Raw genomic sequence first — 16,797 nt, 5'->3', positions numbered from 1 at the left:
CCGGGGTGAGGGTGAAACCTACACCGTAAACCCAACCATCATCCCCGTATCCTCATGCTCCAGCAGATGACAGTGCGCCATATACGCGTGTTCTTTCGGCGCGTTATGGTCAAACTTCACCAGCACTTCACTGCGCGCGTTAAACACGTTCACCGTATCTTTCCAGCCTGCGCGGTGCGCCGCCGGGGGCTTGCCGTTCTCTGACAGAATGCGGAACTGCGTGCCGTGGATATGGAACGGGTGCAGCATCATGTCGCCTTCCCCGGAAATCACCCAGCGCTCATACTGCCCTTTAGCCGCCGCAAAGCCCGGCGTGTTCATATCAAAAGCCTTGCCGTTGATCCGGTTGCCGCTGTGGAAATCCATGCTGTGATTCATACCGCCGTGGTTCATACCGCCGTGGTTCATCGATCCGTGATGCATCCCCGCCATCGCCTGATCGCCATATTTCTCAGCGAGCGCCTGCATGCCCATCATATCCAGCATCGGGTCCATCGACAGTTGCAGCGTGCGCTGCGTTAAGTCTTCAAGCGCGGGCAGGCGCGGAACGTCCACCAGCGAGTCCGGCAGTTCGCCGGAAGCAACCACCCGCAGCGGCTGAATGCGCAGTACCGGGTGCGGCTTGTCGAACGGCGCAACCGCCATGCCCATCTGCGTGACGGGCAGCGTCAGCAGATCAAAAGGTTTACCGTCGCGCGTCTCCACCAGCACCTCAAAACGCTCGCCCGGCAGCATGGGTAATTCGCTGAGTTTGACCGGCTCCGCCAGCAGGCCGCCGTCGCTGGCAACCACGTACAGCGGGCGCTTGTCGCTGGTCGCAAAATTCAGTGAGCGGGCGTTACAGCCGTTCAGCAGGCGCAGACGTAGCCAGCCGTTCGGAGCTGCGTGTTGAGGGTAAATCGCGCCGTTGGTCAGCAGCGTATCGCCAAACCAGCCCACTGCGGCGCTCATGACATCAAGCTGATAATCAATTTCCCCCGCCGGGGTAAATTTCTTGTCCTGCACGATAACGGGGATATCGTCGATGCCCCATTGCGCGGGCAGGCGCAGCATCCGGCTGTCGTTATCGTCAATCAGCACCAGCCCGGCCAGACCCATCGCGACCTGATGCCCGGTTTTGCCATGCTGATGCGGGTGGAACCAGCAGGTCGCCGCGCGCTGCGTCGGGGTAAAGGTCACGCTTCGCCGCGCGCCTGGTTTGATAATCCCCTGCGGGCCGCCATCCACCTCGCCCGGCACTTCAAGCCCGTGCCAGTGAATAGTGGTTTCTTCAGGGAGTTGATTATGAATATCGACGGTGACGGGTGTGCCCTGGCGTAACCGGAGAGCAGGCCCTAACAGATTACCGTTGTAGCCCCAGGTGGTAGCGGTTTTATTAGCAAAAGAGGACTTTCCGGCCTGAATCGTCAGGAGAAGGCGATTTTGTGCATCTGCGGTCACCAGGTCCGGGATCGGTAGTGCCTGAAACGAGGCGGCGAATGCGCTTCCCGGCCAGCCTGGGAACGCGCTGATCACACCCAGCGCCGCAGAATATTTCAAAAAATCACGTCGTTGCATGGGCCTTTCCTTTTTCTCTTCGGGCAGGCTTTTGAGCATAAACCCTGCCCTTGCGGTAAGGTCAAGTTAACAGCGTATAATAAAGGTCGTCGGCCCGCCCACAAGTATGCTAACGTTAAATTTCCGCGATGTTTTGGTAGAAAGAATGAAGACGTTTTTCAGAACAGTTATGTTCGCCAGCCTGATGGCTGTTTCCGTTAATAGTTATGCGCTCAGTGAATCTGAGGCAGAAGACATGGCCGATCTGACGGCGGTGTTTGTATTTTTGAAAAACGACTGCGGCTACCAGAACCTGCCTAACGGCCAGATTCGTCGCGCGCTGGTGTTTTTCGCCCAGCAAAATCAGTGGGATCTCAGCAATTACGACAGCTTCGATATGAAATCGCTCGGTGAAGACAGCTACCGCGATTTAAGCGGCATTGGCATTTCAACGGATAAGAAGTGCAAAGCGCTGGCGCGTGATTCGTTGAGTCTGCTGGCTTACGTTAAGTAACCCCTCCCCTACTCCTGACACCTGCCCTTGCCCTTCCCCCTCTCCCTTTGGGAGAGGGCCGGGGTGAGGGGCTATCTCTCCGTGCAACCCCCGCTATAGTTAGCTATGATGTTACGCCCGTTTTAGAGGGGTGTTAACGCAGGAGGAAGCAATGACCGATAACAAAATGTGGCACGAAACGCTGCATGACCAGTTTGGTCAGTACTTTGCCGTTGATAATGTGCTGTACCATGAAAAAACCGATCATCAAGATCTCATCATTTTTGAAAACGCCGCCTTTGGTCGCGTAATGGCGCTGGATGGCGTGGTGCAAACCACCGAGCGCGATGAGTTTATTTATCACGAAATGATGACCCACGTGCCGTTGCTGGCGCACGGCCACGCGAAGCACGTGCTGATTATCGGCGGTGGCGATGGCGCAATGCTGCGCGAAGTGAGCCGCCACAAAAATATTGAAACCATCACCATGGTGGAAATCGATGCCGGTGTCGTTTCGTTCTGCCGTCAGTATCTGCCGAACCACAATGCCGGTGCCTATGACGATCCGCGCTTCAATCTGGTAATTGACGATGGCGTGAACTTTGTTAACCAGACCACGCAAACCTTCGATGTGATCATCTCTGACTGCACCGATCCGGTGGGACCGGGCGAGAGTCTGTTCACATCGGCCTTCTATGAAGGGTGCAAACGTTGTCTGAACGAAGGCGGGATTTTCGTCGCGCAAAACGGCGTCAGCTTTTTGCAGCAGGATGAAGCCGTAGGCAGCCACCGCAAACTCAGCCAGTATTTTGGCGATGTGAGTTTTTACCAGGCCGCTGTGCCGACCTATTACGGCGGCATTATGACTTTCGCCTGGGCGACCGATAACGACGCATTGCGTCATCTCTCAACCGGGATCATCCAGGCGCGTTTCCATCACGCTAATTTAACCTGCCGTTATTACAATCCGGCGGTGCACACGGCGGCGTTCGCGTTACCACAATATTTGCAAGACGCACTGTCAGCGCAGTGATTCTAAGGGGGTGATAAAAATTGAAAAAGCTTAAACTACATGGCTTTAACAACCTGACCAAAAGCCTGAGTTTTTGTATTTACGATATCTGTTATGCCAACACAGCAGAAGAGCGCGATGGTTATATCGCCTATATCGACGAACTCTATAACGCCAATCGCCTGACTGAAATTCTGTCAGAAACCTGCTCCATTATCGGGGCCAATATCCTGAACATTGCCCGCCAGGATTATGAACCGCAGGGTGCCAGCGTCACCATTCTGGTGAGTGAAGAACCCGTCGAGCCGCACCTGATCGACAATACCGAACACCCAGGCCCGCTGCCGGAAACCGTGGTCGCGCACCTTGATAAAAGCCACATCTGCGTACACACCTACCCGGAAAGCCACCCGGAAGGCGGGTTATGCACCTTCCGCGCCGACATCGAAGTCTCCACGTGCGGCGTGATTTCACCGCTGAAAGCGCTGAATTATTTAATCCACCAGCTTGAGTCCGACATCGTGACCGTCGATTACCGCGTGCGCGGCTTTACCCGCGACGTTTCCGGTAAAAAACACTTTATCGACCATGAAATTAACTCTATTCAGAACTTTTTGTCCGATGACATGAAGGCGCTGTATGACATGCTGGATGTGAACGTTTATCAGGAAAACATCTTCCATACCAAGATGTTACTGAAAGAGTTCGATTTGAAGCACTACATGTTCCACACCAAACCGGAAGATCTGAGCGCCGCCGAGCGTAAAGTGATCACCGAAGCGCTGTGGAAAGAGATGCGCGAGATTTATTACGGCCGCAATATTCCAGCCGTGTAAGGCAAAAACGGAGCAGGGATGCTCCGTAATCATTATTTCTGTTTGATAAAATCGCGGTAGGCTGCCACCACCTGAAGAAAATCCTCTACGCCGCACAGCGACAGGCTTTCTTCATCGTAATAGTTCATACCCTCTTCCATTTCATCGCCGGAAAACTCCAGCTGGTTGGCGCGCACAATCACCTCTTCGCCATCCATCCACAGCGTGTATTCATGCCCGATACGCTGCCACTGGCGCTCACTGCCTTTCACCGTCCGCGCGGCCTGCTCGACTTCATCCAGCAGCGCCAGGTTATCTTTAACCTCTTCATTAAACCAGTGACCGACCACTTCGTGGCCCATCGACATACGCACCTTTACCCCTCCGGTAATGTCGCGCAAAAATTCGTAATCCATGATGTTTTCCTCTGATCCAGCATTGCTGTAATTATCGCAGCAGTGGGGAAGAATAACAGCGTAGCGAGTATCAGAGAGTAAAAAAAGCCTGGAAGGGTCGTGTGCGTTAGGTGGTGAGCGCTTAAAAATTAAGCCTGTTAATTCAACTAAAGAGGGGTCATGATTTTATATTAATAAAATCATTTATCGCAGGGTTAATATAAAATTACCGCTTAAAATAATTCATGGGAATTATTTATACCACTAAACCATACATATTATACATTTAACAAAAATAATAAAATCCCTTATTCTTGGCGTGCTCAATGAGGGTGAGCAATTAAATTTTCTTTTTCTCAAGGATGCGTAAAAATGAAATCAACGATTAAATTAACGGTACTTTTGCTAACAGCTTTTAGTTCTTATTCCTATGCTTATCAATGTGATGGACGGCAGTACTGCACTCAAATGAACTCCTGTGAAGAAGCAACATGGGTTTTGGAAAACTGTCCCAATCCGAAAATGGATGGCGATCAAGACGGTATTCCTTGTGAAAACCAATGGTGTGGGCATAACAACGCTACCTCATATAATTCAGCGCCATCGATTTTTGAAAAGAAAAATAATAAATTCAATCAGCTTTTTGCTGCAAGGGAAAACACGTTGCCAGGCGATATTAATGAAACCATTAATTAATGGTTTGGCTTGCTGAAGGAGGTTTTCACCCTCACCCCGACCCTCTCCCTGAGGGAGAGGGAGAAAGGCAAGTCCGCGCTCGATCTGTCCCTGAGGGAGAGGGGAAAAGCAAGTTCGCGCTCGATCCGTCCCCTCTCCCATGGGGAGAGGGTTAGGGTGAGGGGGAACTTACACCGCCGTCTGGAAAATCACGCCGTCGGCTTTCTCAGTGTACTGACCCAGTTTGTCGAAGTTCAGATAGCGATAGGTATCCACCGCCGTCTTATCTACCTGCGCCATAAAGGTCTGATACTCATCCGGCGTCGGCAGTTTGCCGAGCAGGGAGGCGACCGCTGCCAGTTCCGCAGAAGCCAGGAACACGTTCGCTCCCGTACCCAGACGGTTCGGGAAGTTACGCGTTGAGGTCGATACCACTGTTGCGCCATCTGCCACGCGGGCCTGGTTACCCATGCACAGCGAGCAGCCCGGGATTTCTACGCGCGCACCGCTCTTACCGAATACGCTGTAGTAGCCCTCTTCGGTGAGCTGCGCGGCATCCATACGGGTTGGCGGCGCGACCCACAGACGGGTTGGCAGTTGACCTTTGTGGCTGTCCAGCAGCTTACCGGCAGCACGGAAGTGACCGATGTTGGTCATGCACGAGCCGATAAACACTTCGTCGATCTTCTCGCCCGCCACGTCGGAAAGCAGACGCGCATCGTCAGGATCGTTCGGCGCGCACAGAATCGGCTCTTTGATATCCGCCAGATCGATGTCGATCACCGCCGCATATTCTGCGTCAGCATCGGCTTCCAGCAACTGCGGATCCGCCAGCCATTTTTCCATGCCCTGCACACGACGCTCCAGGGTACGACGATCGCCGTAACCTTCTGCAATCATCCACTTCAGCAGCACGATGTTAGAGGTCAGATATTCTTCAATCGGCGCGCGATCGAGCTTGATGGTACAGCCCGCCGCAGAACGTTCTGCCGAGGCGTCAGTCAGTTCAAACGCCTGCTCGACTTTCAGATCCGGCAGACCTTCGATCTCCAGAATGCGGCCAGAGAAGACGTTTTTCTTGCCTTTCTTCTCTACGGTTAACAGGCCCTGACGGATCGCGTACAGCGGGATCGCATGCACCAGATCGCGCAGGGTGATGCCCGGCTGCATTTTGCCTTTAAAGCGCACCAGCACCGATTCCGGCATATCCAGCGGCATTACGCCGGTCGCGGCAGCAAAGGCCACCAGACCAGACCCTGCCGGGAAGGAGATCCCAATCGGGAAGCGGGTGTGGGAGTCACCACCGGTGCCCACGGTATCCGGCAGAAGCATACGGTTCAGCCAGGAGTGGATCACGCCATCGCCCGGACGCAGTGACACGCCGCCACGGTTCATGATGAAGTCCGGCAGCGTGTGGTGAGTGGTCACGTCGACCGGCTTCGGATAAGCGGCCGTGTGGCAGAAGGACTGCATCACCAGATCGGCAGAGAAACCCAGGCACGCCAGGTCTTTCAGCTCATCACGGGTCATCGGCCCGGTGGTGTCCTGAGAACCCACGGAGGTCATCTTCGGCTCGCAGTACGCGCCCGGACGAATCCCCGCCACGCCGCAGGCGCGACCGACCATTTTCTGCGCCAGTGAGTAGCCACGGCTGCTTTCCGCCACGTCTTTCGCCTGACGGAACACGTCAGAGTGCGGCAGACCCAGCGCTTCACGCGCTTTCGTGGTCAGGCCACGACCGATGATCAGCGGAATACGGCCACCGGCGCGCACTTCGTCGATCAGCACGTCGGTTTTCAGTTCAAAGTTCGCCAGCAGTTCGCCCGTTTCGTGGTTACGCACTTCGCCTTTAAACGGATAAACGTCAATCACGTCGCCCATGTTCAGGCTGTTTACGTCCACTTCGATCGGCAGCGCACCGGCATCTTCCATGGTGTTAAAGAAGATTGGCGCGATTTTGCCGCCGAGCACCAGACCGCCGCCGCGTTTGTTCGGCACATGCGGAATGTCGTCGCCCATAAACCACAGCACTGAGTTGGTTGCGGATTTACGCGACGAACCGGTGCCGACAACGTCACCGACGTAGGCCAGCGGGAAGCCTTTTTTGTTCAGCTCTTCGATCTGCTTGATCGGGCCAACGGCACCCGGCTGATCCGGCTCAATGCCTTCACGGGCGTTTTTCAGCATGGCCAGCGCGTGCAGCGGGATATCCGGGCGCGACCAGGCATCCGGGGCCGGAGACAGGTCATCGGTGTTGGTTTCACCGGTCACCTTGAACACGGTCACGGTAATTTTTTCAGCAAGCGAAGGACGGCTAAGGAACCATTCGGCGTCCGCCCAGGATTGCATGACCTGTTTAGCGTAGGTATTGCCCGCTTTCGCTTTCTCTTCCACGTCGTAGAAGTTGTCGAACATCAGCAGGGTATGAGAGAGCGCTTTGGCGGCAATCGGAGCCAGCTTTTCGTTATCCAGCGCGTCAATCAGCGGATGGATGTTGTAACCACCCTGCATAGTACCCAGGAGTTCGATGGCTTTTTCTGGCGTGACCAGGGGGGAGGTTGTTTCGCCTTTGGCAACGGCTGCCAGGAAACCGGCTTTAACATACGCGGCTTCGTCAACACCAGGCGGAACACGATTAATTAACAGATCTAACAGGAATTCTTCTTCGCCCAGTGGCGGGGACTTCAGCAGCTCAACCAGCCCGGCCATTTGGGTAGCATCTAAGGGTTTTGGTGCAATCCCTTCAGCGGCACGCGAAGCCTGATGCTTACGGTATTCTTCTAGCACGACGGTTCTCCTCGCTCTCATTATCATAGTGCGGCAGGCAGTTTCTTCACGCTCCTGTGAGACAGCAGTTTGTAGGGTAAAAGCCCGGTACCGCGACGGGCAGCATAGCAGGATTTCTGGGGGGTGTTAATCTGTTTACAAAAAAGCAACATAAAATATTAGCTGAATCGTTAAGGATGGTGTAATACGACATTCAGCCTGCGTTCAGGGCGATTTATCGCTGCAATATTTAGTGACATTATTGGCCCATCTAATTATCACTCTGCGTAACCGATCCCAAGATTAGTCAAAAATTAAACTATCGTCTCCTTATACTCACGCGGCATTGCTGTCCGCTGGCAGCGAACGCGTCAGCCATGACGATGAGTTAATCAATCGGGATTACGAAAATGACTCTGCCTTTCAAACCCGCGTTACTGGTCCTGCTGTGCAGCGCCGGATTATTCGCGGCCTCAGGCGTGCTGTACGTTAAAAGCCGCACCCCGCAAACGCCGGTGGCTGTGGAACCTGCCGCGCAGACTCCCCCGCCCGCTCCCGTAACGCCTGAAGTGAAACCCGCCTTTAGTGCCGCGCAGATCGATCAGTGGGTTGCCCCCATCGCCCTCTACCCGGATGCGTTACTTTCACAGGTGCTGATGGCCTCCACCTACCCGGCGAATGTGGTCCAGGCCGTTCAATGGTCGCGTGATAACCCTACCCTGCAAGGCGATGCGGCAATCCAGGCCGTCACCAGCCAGCCGTGGGATGCGAGCGTCAAATCGCTGGTGGCCTTCCCGCAACTGCTGGCTTTAATGGGTGAGAATCCGCCGTGGGTGCAGAATCTGGGGGATGCGTTTCTGGCGCAGCCGCAGGATGTGATGGACGCCGTGCAGCGCCTGCGTACCCTGGCTGAACAAACGGGGGCGTTAAAATCCACGCCGCAGCAAAAAGTCACCAGCGTAGCGAAGAAAGCCAACGCCTCATCAACCACCACCGTGGTGCAGAGCAGCGGTGCACCCGCGCCGTCCAGCACGGTCATCAAAATCGAGCCTGCCGATCCGCAGGTGGTGTATGTGCCAAGCTACAATCCGGCGACAGTATACGGCACCTGGCCGAACACGGCCTATCCGCCCGTCTACCTGCCGCCACCGCCAGGGCAGCAATTTACCAGCAGCTTTGTGAAGGGCTTTGGCTATAGTCTTGGCGTTGCCACCACCTACGCGCTGTTCAGCCATATCGACTGGGACGACGACGATTACCATCACCATGATGACGACTGGAACCGGGGCGGCTACTCGCACAATGGCGACAACATCAATATTGATGTGAATAATTTCAATCGCATTTCCGGGCAGCACCTGAGAGAGAAAAACATCACCTGGCGGCATGATCCGACTTATCGCAATGGGTTGCCTTACCGGGGGAATGCTGTTGGTCAGCGCCTCCACCCGACCGATGTGCCCGGTGGATTAAGCGCCACGGTTAATCGCGACAGTCAGCGCCAGGCCGCGTTAGCCCGCTTGCAGGAGCACGGAGTTACCGCTTCGCGTGATGCACAGCGTACCGCCGCCTCACAACAGCTTAACCGCATCGCGCAGCGCAATAATTACCGGGGCTATGACGACACGCGTTCAACCGCACGGCGCACGGCAGCGCGCGAGGCAATTCAGCAGCGTCGCGCTGATGTCACTCCCGAAAAGCAACAACAGCGGCGTGAGGCAATCCAGCAGCGCCGCGCTAATGTCACGCCCGAAAAGCAACAGCAGCGGCGTGAGGCTATTCAGCAACGCCGCGAGTCCGGCATTTCGTCGCGGCGTGGCAATGTGCTTAGCGGCAATGACAGCCGCTCTCCATCCTGGCAGGCCCAGCAACAGCGCGGCCAGCAGAGCAGACATAGCGCGTCGCAGATCAGAGAAAGACATGCTGAACGCCATTCACGTGCTGAAGGCCGTGAACTTCGCCGCCATTAACGGGAGCAGATGATGAAGAAAATAGTGTCAGGCATCCTGTTGCTGGCTTTGCCTTTTACCGGCCTCGCGCAGGAAAAATTCAACACACCGGATGAGGCGGCAACGGCATTTGCAGCCGCGCTCGCTCATCACAACGAAACGCAAATGACCGCCCTGCTCGGTGAAAACTGGCGGCAGTATCTGCCCGCTGAGGGTGCAGATACCGAAGCCATCGCCCGTTTTAACCGCGACTGGCAGGTGAGCCACCGGATTATTCAGGAGCAAAACATCGCCCATCTGAATGTCGGTCAGGCGGAGTGGCAACTCCCTGTTCCAATCGTCAAAGAAGCGGATGGCTGGCGCTTTTATATGCCTGCCGCGCGCGAGGAGATCCTGACGCGTAATATCGGGCGCAACGAACTGTCGGCAATCGAAGCGATGCATGCCTATGTGGATGCTCAGGCAGACTACCGGCACCTTAAAGGTTTTTTTGCCAGCAAGCTGATAAGTAGCGAAGGCCAGCAGGACGGACTCTACTGGCCCATTCAGCCCGGCGAAACGCCAAGCCCGCTCGGCCCCGCCTTCAGCCCCCGCGAGCCTAATGCCGGGTATCATGGCTACCATTTCCGTATCATAAAAAGCGATGCGGAAAACGGCTTTGCTCTGTTGGCCTGGCCTGTGGAATACGGTGAAACCGGCGTGATGAGCTTTATGGTCAGTCAGGATGACCGGGTGTATCAGACGGATTTAGGTCAGGAGACAGAACGCGAAGCGGCAAAGATCAGCCAGTTTAGCCAGAGCGCACCGTGGCAGGCGGTGGCGGAATAGCGGGCATAAAAAAAGCGGCTTCTCAGCCGCTTTTTCTTATCGCAGAAAAATTACTTTTTCTTCGCTTTCGGGTTCGGCAGGTCGGTGATGCTACCTTCGAACACTTCAGCGGCCAGACCCACGGATTCGTGCAGGGTCGGGTGCGCGTGGATAGTAAGCGCCAGATCTTCTGCGTCACAACCCATTTCGATCGCCAGACCGATTTCACCCAGCAGCTCGCCGCCGTTGGTACCGACAATCGCACCACCGATAACACGGTGAGATTCTTTGTCGAAAATCAGTTTGGTCATACCGTCTGCGCAATCGGAAGCGATAGCACGGCCAGAAGCAGCCCACGGGAAGGTGGCGGTTTCGTAGCTGATGCCTTTCTCTTTCGCTTCTTTCTCGGTCAGGCCTACCCAGGCAACTTCTGGCTCGGTGTAAGCGATGGACGGGATCACTTTCGGATCGAAGTAGTGCTTCATGCCCGCGATAACTTCAGCGGCAACGTGACCTTCGTGAACACCTTTGTGCGCCAGCATCGGCTGACCGACGATATCGCCGATAGCAAAGATGTGCGGCACGTTGGTGCGCAGTTGTTTGTCAACGCGGATAAAGCCACGGTCGTCCACTTCCACGCCAGCCTGGCCCGCGTCGAGGTTTTTACCGTTCGGTACACGACCGATAGCGACCAGCACGGCATCATAACGCTGCGCTTCGCCAGGGGCTTTTTTGCCTTCCATGGAAACGTAAATACCGTCTTCTTTTGCTTCAACGGCAGTTACTTTGGTTTCCAGCATCAGGTTGAATTTCTTGCTGATGCGTTTGGTGAAGACTTTAACGATGTCTTTGTCAGCAGCCGGGATCACCTGGTCGAACATTTCAACCACGTCGATCTCTGAACCCAGCGCGTGATACACGGTCGCCATTTCCAGACCGATGATACCGCCACCCATAACCAGCAGGCGTTTCGGTACTTCTTTCAGTTCCAGCGCATCGGTGGAATCCCACACGCGCGGATCTTCATGCGGAATGAACGGCAGTTCGATCGGACGGGAACCCGCCGCGATGATCGCGTTGTCGAAGTTGATTACGGTTTTGCCGTTCTCACCTTCCACTTCCAGGGTGTTCGCCCCGGTGAATTTACCCAGACCGTTTACCACTTTCACTTTACGGCCTTTGGCCATACCAGCCAGACCGCCGGTCAGTTGGGTGATAACTTTCTCTTTCCAGGTACGAATCTTGTCGATATCGGTTTTCGGCTCGCCAAAAACAATACCGTGTTCGGCCAGCGCTTTGGCTTCTTCGATAACTTTTGCTACGTGCAGCAGCGCTTTAGAAGGGATACAGCCGACGTTCAGACAAACACCGCCCAGGGTGTTGTAACGTTCAACAATGACGGTTTCCAGACCTAAATCAGCGCAACGGAAGGCCGCAGAGTAACCTGCCGGGCCTGCCCCAAGTACCACGACCTGAGTTTTGATTTCAGTACTCATCATGACCTCTTATTGATTTCCGGCAGTCCAGGGACTTATCGCCCTTCTTCGCCGGGACGTTCTATCCGCCCGCATAGTACAAAATTGTTAACAATTTTGAAACAACAAACGGCAAACGAGTTGTCCTTAGCCCCAATAACCTCAACAACAGAATGAGATTACCAGAAAAAAGCCGACCGTCAGGCCGGCTTTCTGATTTACATCACCAGACGGCGAATGTCAGACAGCATGTTATTGATGATGGTAATGAAACGCGCACCATCAGCACCGTCGATCACACGGTGGTCGAAGGAGAGAGAGATCGGCATCATCAGACGCGGAACGAACTCTTTACCATTCCACACCGGCTCCATCGCAGACTTGGAGACCCCGAGGATCGCCACTTCTGGCGCGTTAACAATCGGCGCGAAGTGGGTGGTACCCAGGCCGCCGATACTGGAGATGGTGAAGCAACCGCCCTGCATTTCGCCAGCGGTCAGCTTACCGTCACGCGCTTTCTTGGAGATCACGGTCAGTTCACGGGACAGCTCAGTAATGCTCTTCTTGTTCACGTCTTTGAAGACCGGAACAACCAGACCATTCGGCGTATCAACCGCAACACCGATGTTGATGTATTTCTTCAGCGTCAGACGCTGTGCATCTTCAGACAGCGAGCTGTTGAAGCGTGGCATCTGCTCAAGCGCAGCGGCAACGGCTTTCATGATGAAGACAACCGGGGTGAATTTCACGTCCAGTTTGCGCTTCTCAGCTTCGGCGTTCTGCTGTTTACGGAACGCTTCCAGATCGGTGATATCGGTTTTGTCGAAGTGCGTAACGTGCGGGATCATCACCCAGTTACGGCTCAGGTTCGCACCAGAGATTTTCTGGATACGGCCCAGTTCCACTTCTTCCACTTCACCAAACTTGCTGAAGTCCACTTTCGGCCATGGCAGCATGCCCGGGATGCCGCCGCCGGTAGCAGCCGCAGGTGCCGCTTCAGCGCGTTTCACCGCGTCTTTCACGTAAGCCTGAACGTCTTCGCGCAGGATACGGCCTTTACGACCGGTGCCTTTCACTTTCGCCAGGTTTACGCCGAATTCGCGCGCCAGACGGCGGATCAGCGGAGTCGCGTGAACGTAAGCGTCGTTTTCAGCGAATTCAGATTTGCCTTCGGCTTTCGCCGCCGGTGCCGCAGCCGGTTTCTCAGCTTTCGCTGCTGGTGCCGGTGCTGCTTCCTGTTTCGCCGCAGGAGCCGCTGCCGGAGCCGCGCCTTCCACTTCGAAGACCATGATCAGAGAGCCGGTAGAGACTTTGTCACCGGTGCTGATCTTGATTTCTTTCACGGTGCCCGCAAACGGTGCCGGAACTTCCATGGACGCTTTGTCGCCTTCAACGGTGATCAGTGACTGTTCAGCGGCAACTTTATCGCCCACTTTCACCATCACTTCGGTGACTTCAACTTCGTCGCCGCCGATATCCGGAACGTTAACGTCTTTCGCGCCCGCAGCCGCAGCCGGAGCGGAAGCCGCTTCTTCTTTAACCTGCGGTTTCGCCTCGCCTGCTGCTGGTGCTGCACCGGCAACTTCGAAGATCATGATCAGAGAACCGGTAGAGACTTTGTCGCCGGTGTTGATCTTGATTTCTTTCACAGTGCCCGCGAACGGTGCCGGCACTTCCATGGAGGCTTTGTCGCCTTCAACGGTGATCAGAGACTGCTCAGCGGCAACGGTGTCGCCCACTTTGACCAGGATCTCAGTGACTTCAACTTCGTCACCACCGATGTCAGGCACGTTAACTTCTTTGGCTGCCGCCGCCGCAGGTGCTGCGGCCGGCGCGGCTTCTTTTTTCTCTTCTGCCTTGGCAGGTGCAGCGTCAGCTGCACCGTCGGCGGAATCGAAAATCATGATCAATTTGCCCGTCTCGGTTTTGTCGCCAACAGAGACTTTGATCTCTTTAACAACGCCAGCCTGTGGAGACGGAACTTCCATAGAGGCTTTGTCGCCTTCTACGGTGATCAGCGACTGTTCTGCTTCAACTTTGTCGCCTACTTTGACCAGGATCTCGGTGATTTCAACTTCATCAGACCCGATGTCCGGTACATTGATTTCGATAGCCATTCTTCTTTTACCTCTTATGCCAGACGCGGGTTGACTTTATCTGCATCGATGTTGAATTTGGTAATGGCATCAGCCACTACTTTCTTGTCGATTTCGCCACGTTTAGCCAGTTCGCCCAGTGCTGCAACAACCACATAAGAAGAGTCAACTTCGAAGTGGTGACGCAGGTTTTCACGGCTGTCAGAGCGACCGAAGCCATCAGTACCCAGTACGCGGTAATCGCTTGCCGGGATGAAGTTACGGATCTGCTCAGCGAACAGTTTCATATAGTCAGTAGATGCCACTGCCGGTGCATCGCTCAGGATCTGAGCCACGTACGGTACACGCGGTTCGTCGGTCGGGTGCAGCATGTTCCAGCGCTCACAATCCTGGCCATCACGCGCCAGTTCAGTGAAGGAAGTCACGCTGAACACGTCAGAGCCGATTCCGTAGTCTTTCGCCAGGATCTGTGCTGCTTCACGTACGTGACGCAGGATAGAACCGGAGCCCAGCAGCTGCACTTTACCTTTCGCGCCTTCAACGGTTTCGAGTTTGTAGATACCTTTACGGATACCTTCCTCAGCACCTTTCGGCATTGCCGGCATGTGGTAGTTTTCGTTCAGCGTAGTGATGTAGTAGTACACGTTTTCCTGCGCTTCACCGTACATACGGTGCAGGCCGTCGTGCATGATCACTGCCACTTCATAAGCGTAAGCCGGATCGTAAGAGATACAGTTCGGGATAGTCAGCGACTGAATGTGGCTGTGACCATCTTCGTGCTGCAGACCTTCGCCGTTCAGCGTTGTACGACCAGAAGTACCACCGATCAGGAAGCCACGCGCCTGTTGGTCACCTGCTGCCCAGCACAGGTCGCCGATACGCTGGAAACCGAACATGGAGTAGTAGATGTAGAACGGGATCATCGGCAGATCGTTGGTGCTGTAGGAGGTCGCCGCCGCCAGCCAGGAAGAACCTGCGCCCAGCTCGTTGATACCTTCCTGCAGAATCTGACCTTTCTCGTCTTCTTTGTAGTATGCAACCTGCTCGCGGTCCTGCGGGGTGTACTGCTGACCGTTCGGGCTGTAAATACCGATCTGACGGAACAGACCTTCCATACCAAAAGTACGCGCTTCGTCGGCGATGATCGGCACCAGGCGGTCTTTGATCGACTGGTTTTTCAGCATCACGTTCAGGGCACGAACGAAAGCGATAGTGGTGGAGATCTCTTTGTTCTGCTCATCCAGCAGCTGGCTGAAGTCTTCCAGCACCGGCAGTTCCAGCTTCTCAGAGAATTTCGGCTGACGAGACGGCAGGTAGCCGTTCAGCTTCTGACGCTGTGCGTGCAGATAGGTGTGCTCTTCAGACCCTTCCGGGAAGGTGATGTACGGCAGTTTTTCAAGTTGTTCATCGGTCACCGGCACACTGAAGCGATCGCGGACGTAGCGAACGCCGTCCATGTTCATTTTCTTCACCTGGTGAGCGATGTTTTTACCTTCGGCGGAGTCGCCCATGCCATAACCTTTAACGGTGTGGGCCAGGATGACAGTTGCTTTGCCTTTGGTTTCCTGCGCTTTTTTCAGTGCAGCATAAACTTTCTTCGGATCGTGACCACCACGGTTCAGAGACCAGATCTCATCGTCAGACCAGTCAGCAACCAGGGCTGCGGTTTCCGGGTATTTACCGAAGAAGTGTTCGCGAACGTATGCGCCGTTTTTGGATTTGAAGGTCTGATAGTCGCCGTCAACGGTTTCGTTCATCAGCTGAATCAGTTTACCGCTGGTATCTTTACGCAGCAGCTCATCCCAACGACCGCCCCACATCACCTTGATCACGTTCCAGCCAGCACCTTCGAAAATGCCTTCCAGTTCGTTGATGATTTTGCCGTTACCGGTGACCGGGCCATCCAGACGCTGCAGGTTACAGTTGATGATGAAGACCAGGTTATCCAGTTTTTCACGGGTAGCGATGGTGATCGCACCTTTGGATTCCGGCTCATCCATCTCACCGTCGCCCAGGAAAGCGTAAACGGTTTGTGCGGAGGTATCTTTCAGGCCACGGTGTTCCAGATATTTCAGGAACTTCGCCTGGTAGATCGCACCGATCGGGCCCAGACCCATGGATACGGTCGGGAACTGCCAGAATTCCGGCATCAGTTTCGGGTGCGGGTAGGAAGACAGGCCGTTGCCATGGACTTCCTGACGGAAGTTGTTCATCTGCTCTTCAGTCAGACGACCTTCCAGGAATGCACGTGCGTACACGCCCGGAGAGATGTGGCCCTGGAAGTACACCAGATCGCCGCCATCTTTCTCGCTGCGCGCGCGGAAGAAGTGGTTAAAGCAGACATCATAAACAGTCGCAGAAGACTGGAAGGATGCCATGTGGCCGCCCAGCTCGAGGTCTTTTTTAGACGCACGCAGCACGGTCATGATGGCGTTCCAGCGGATAGCAGAACGAATACGACGTTCCAGCTCCAGATTGCCAGGGTATTCCGGCTCATCTTCAACGGCAATAGTGTTCACGTAGTTGCGAGCTTCTGTGCCAGCCGCCACATTAACACCGCCTTTGCGGGCCTGGGACAGCAGCTGGTCAATCAGATACTGAGCGCGCTCAACACCTTCTTCACGGATGACCGATTCGATCGCCTGTTGCCAGTCGCGAGTTTCGATCGGATCCACGTCATTTGGGAAACGTTCTGACATGGGGTTTTCCTTATCTATCTAGTTCGTTGATTAATCTGGAACCTGTCCCATTGTATTTTCGGCAGAAAACACAATAAGA

At 54.8% G+C, this 16,797-nt stretch carries 12 protein-coding genes; 6 read left to right on the top strand and 6 right to left on the bottom strand.

The window, feature by feature from the left end; translation table 11 throughout:
* Positions 1–18: 18 nt before the first annotated feature.
* On the bottom strand, positions 19–1,557 hold the full coding sequence (gene cueO, locus BM373_RS13040) for a multicopper oxidase CueO (RefSeq protein WP_090462060.1): 1,539 nt from the start codon (positions 1,555–1,557) through the stop codon (positions 19–21).
* Positions 1,558–1,702: 145 nt separating this feature from the next.
* Here cueO and BM373_RS13035 point away from each other — a divergent pair, with 145 nt between their 5' ends.
* The 3 genes from BM373_RS13035 to speD all read left to right on the top strand — a co-directional run bounded on the left by BM373_RS13035 (position 1,703) and on the right by speD (position 3,877).
* Positions 1,703–2,050 (top strand): YacC family pilotin-like protein, encoded by a 348-nt coding sequence (locus BM373_RS13035; protein WP_090462058.1) that lies wholly within the window; start codon positions 1,703–1,705, stop codon positions 2,048–2,050.
* A 151-nt stretch (positions 2,051–2,201) separates the two neighbouring features.
* On the top strand, positions 2,202–3,062 hold the full coding sequence (gene speE, locus BM373_RS13030) for a polyamine aminopropyltransferase (protein WP_090462056.1): 861 nt from the start codon (positions 2,202–2,204) through the stop codon (positions 3,060–3,062).
* Positions 3,063–3,082: 20 nt separating this feature from the next.
* A complete protein-coding gene (gene speD, locus BM373_RS13025; protein ID WP_090462054.1) occupies positions 3,083–3,877 on the top strand; it encodes an adenosylmethionine decarboxylase in 795 nt (264 codons plus the stop codon).
* A 32-nt stretch (positions 3,878–3,909) separates the two neighbouring features.
* Here the strand turns inward: speD and yacL are convergent, their stop codons facing one another.
* Positions 3,910–4,272, bottom strand: a complete 363-nt coding sequence (gene yacL / locus BM373_RS13020; protein WP_090462053.1) for a protein YacL — start codon at positions 4,270–4,272, stop codon at positions 3,910–3,912.
* A 351-nt stretch (positions 4,273–4,623) separates the two neighbouring features.
* Here yacL and BM373_RS13015 point away from each other — a divergent pair, with 351 nt between their 5' ends.
* Positions 4,624–4,947, top strand: a complete 324-nt coding sequence (locus tag BM373_RS13015) for an excalibur calcium-binding domain-containing protein (RefSeq protein ID WP_090462051.1) — start codon at positions 4,624–4,626, stop codon at positions 4,945–4,947.
* A gap of 168 nt (positions 4,948–5,115) precedes the next feature.
* On the opposite strand, the gene acnB is transcribed toward BM373_RS13015, so the two are convergent.
* Entirely contained in the window at positions 5,116–7,713 is a 2,598-nt protein-coding gene (gene acnB, locus BM373_RS13010) for a bifunctional aconitate hydratase 2/2-methylisocitrate dehydratase (RefSeq protein WP_090462049.1), read from the bottom strand.
* 389 nt (positions 7,714–8,102) lie between these two features.
* Between acnB and BM373_RS13005 the strand changes: the two genes are divergently transcribed.
* Entirely contained in the window at positions 8,103–9,662 is a 1,560-nt protein-coding gene (locus BM373_RS13005; RefSeq protein WP_090462047.1) for a DUF3300 domain-containing protein, read from the top strand.
* Positions 9,663–9,674: 12 nt separating this feature from the next.
* On the top strand, positions 9,675–10,469 hold the full coding sequence (locus tag BM373_RS13000) for a DUF2950 family protein (protein ID WP_090462045.1): 795 nt from the start codon (positions 9,675–9,677) through the stop codon (positions 10,467–10,469).
* Between the two features lie 50 nt (positions 10,470–10,519).
* Here BM373_RS13000 and lpdA read toward each other — a convergent pair whose 3' ends face one another.
* The 3 genes from lpdA to aceE form a co-directional block, all read right to left on the bottom strand.
* Positions 10,520–11,944, bottom strand: a complete 1,425-nt coding sequence (gene lpdA, locus BM373_RS12995; RefSeq protein ID WP_090462200.1) for a dihydrolipoyl dehydrogenase — start codon at positions 11,942–11,944, stop codon at positions 10,520–10,522.
* 197 nt (positions 11,945–12,141) lie between these two features.
* On the bottom strand, positions 12,142–14,040 hold the full coding sequence (aceF, locus tag BM373_RS12990) for a pyruvate dehydrogenase complex dihydrolipoyllysine-residue acetyltransferase (RefSeq protein ID WP_090462043.1): 1,899 nt from the start codon (positions 14,038–14,040) through the stop codon (positions 12,142–12,144).
* Positions 14,041–14,054: 14 nt separating this feature from the next.
* Complete coding sequence (aceE, locus tag BM373_RS12985) at positions 14,055–16,718, bottom strand: pyruvate dehydrogenase (acetyl-transferring), homodimeric type (protein ID WP_090462041.1); 2,664 nt, start codon at positions 16,716–16,718, stop codon at positions 14,055–14,057.
* Positions 16,719–16,797 lie beyond the last annotated feature (79 nt).

The sequence above is a fragment of the Enterobacter sp. kpr-6 genome (assembly GCF_900116015.1).
Taxonomy (GTDB): domain Bacteria; phylum Pseudomonadota; class Gammaproteobacteria; order Enterobacterales; family Enterobacteriaceae; genus Enterobacter_D.
Note: the sequence above shows the minus strand (reverse complement) of the source record. Positions and strands in the feature narration are given on the sequence as shown.

What these genes read in the sequence shown, in the direction of transcription:
- aceE (WP_090462041.1), bottom strand. Translation starts at nt 16,718, where the DNA reads ATGTCAGAACGTTTCCCAAATGACGTGGATCCGATCGAAACTCGCGAC.
- BM373_RS13005 (WP_090462047.1), top strand. Translation starts at nt 8,103, where the DNA reads ATGACTCTGCCTTTCAAACCCGCGTTACTGGTCCTGCTGTGCAGCGCC.
- speE (WP_090462056.1), top strand. Translation starts at nt 2,202, where the DNA reads ATGACCGATAACAAAATGTGGCACGAAACGCTGCATGACCAGTTTGGT.
- aceF (WP_090462043.1), bottom strand. Translation starts at nt 14,040, where the DNA reads ATGGCTATCGAAATCAATGTACCGGACATCGGGTCTGATGAAGTTGAA.
- BM373_RS13000 (WP_090462045.1), top strand. Translation starts at nt 9,675, where the DNA reads ATGAAGAAAATAGTGTCAGGCATCCTGTTGCTGGCTTTGCCTTTTACC.
- cueO (WP_090462060.1), bottom strand. Translation starts at nt 1,557, where the DNA reads ATGCAACGACGTGATTTTTTGAAATATTCTGCGGCGCTGGGTGTGATC.
- BM373_RS13035 (WP_090462058.1), top strand. Translation starts at nt 1,703, where the DNA reads ATGAAGACGTTTTTCAGAACAGTTATGTTCGCCAGCCTGATGGCTGTT.
- BM373_RS13015 (WP_090462051.1), top strand. Translation starts at nt 4,624, where the DNA reads ATGAAATCAACGATTAAATTAACGGTACTTTTGCTAACAGCTTTTAGT.
- lpdA (WP_090462200.1), bottom strand. Translation starts at nt 11,944, where the DNA reads ATGAGTACTGAAATCAAAACTCAGGTCGTGGTACTTGGGGCAGGCCCG.
- yacL (WP_090462053.1), bottom strand. Translation starts at nt 4,272, where the DNA reads ATGGATTACGAATTTTTGCGCGACATTACCGGAGGGGTAAAGGTGCGT.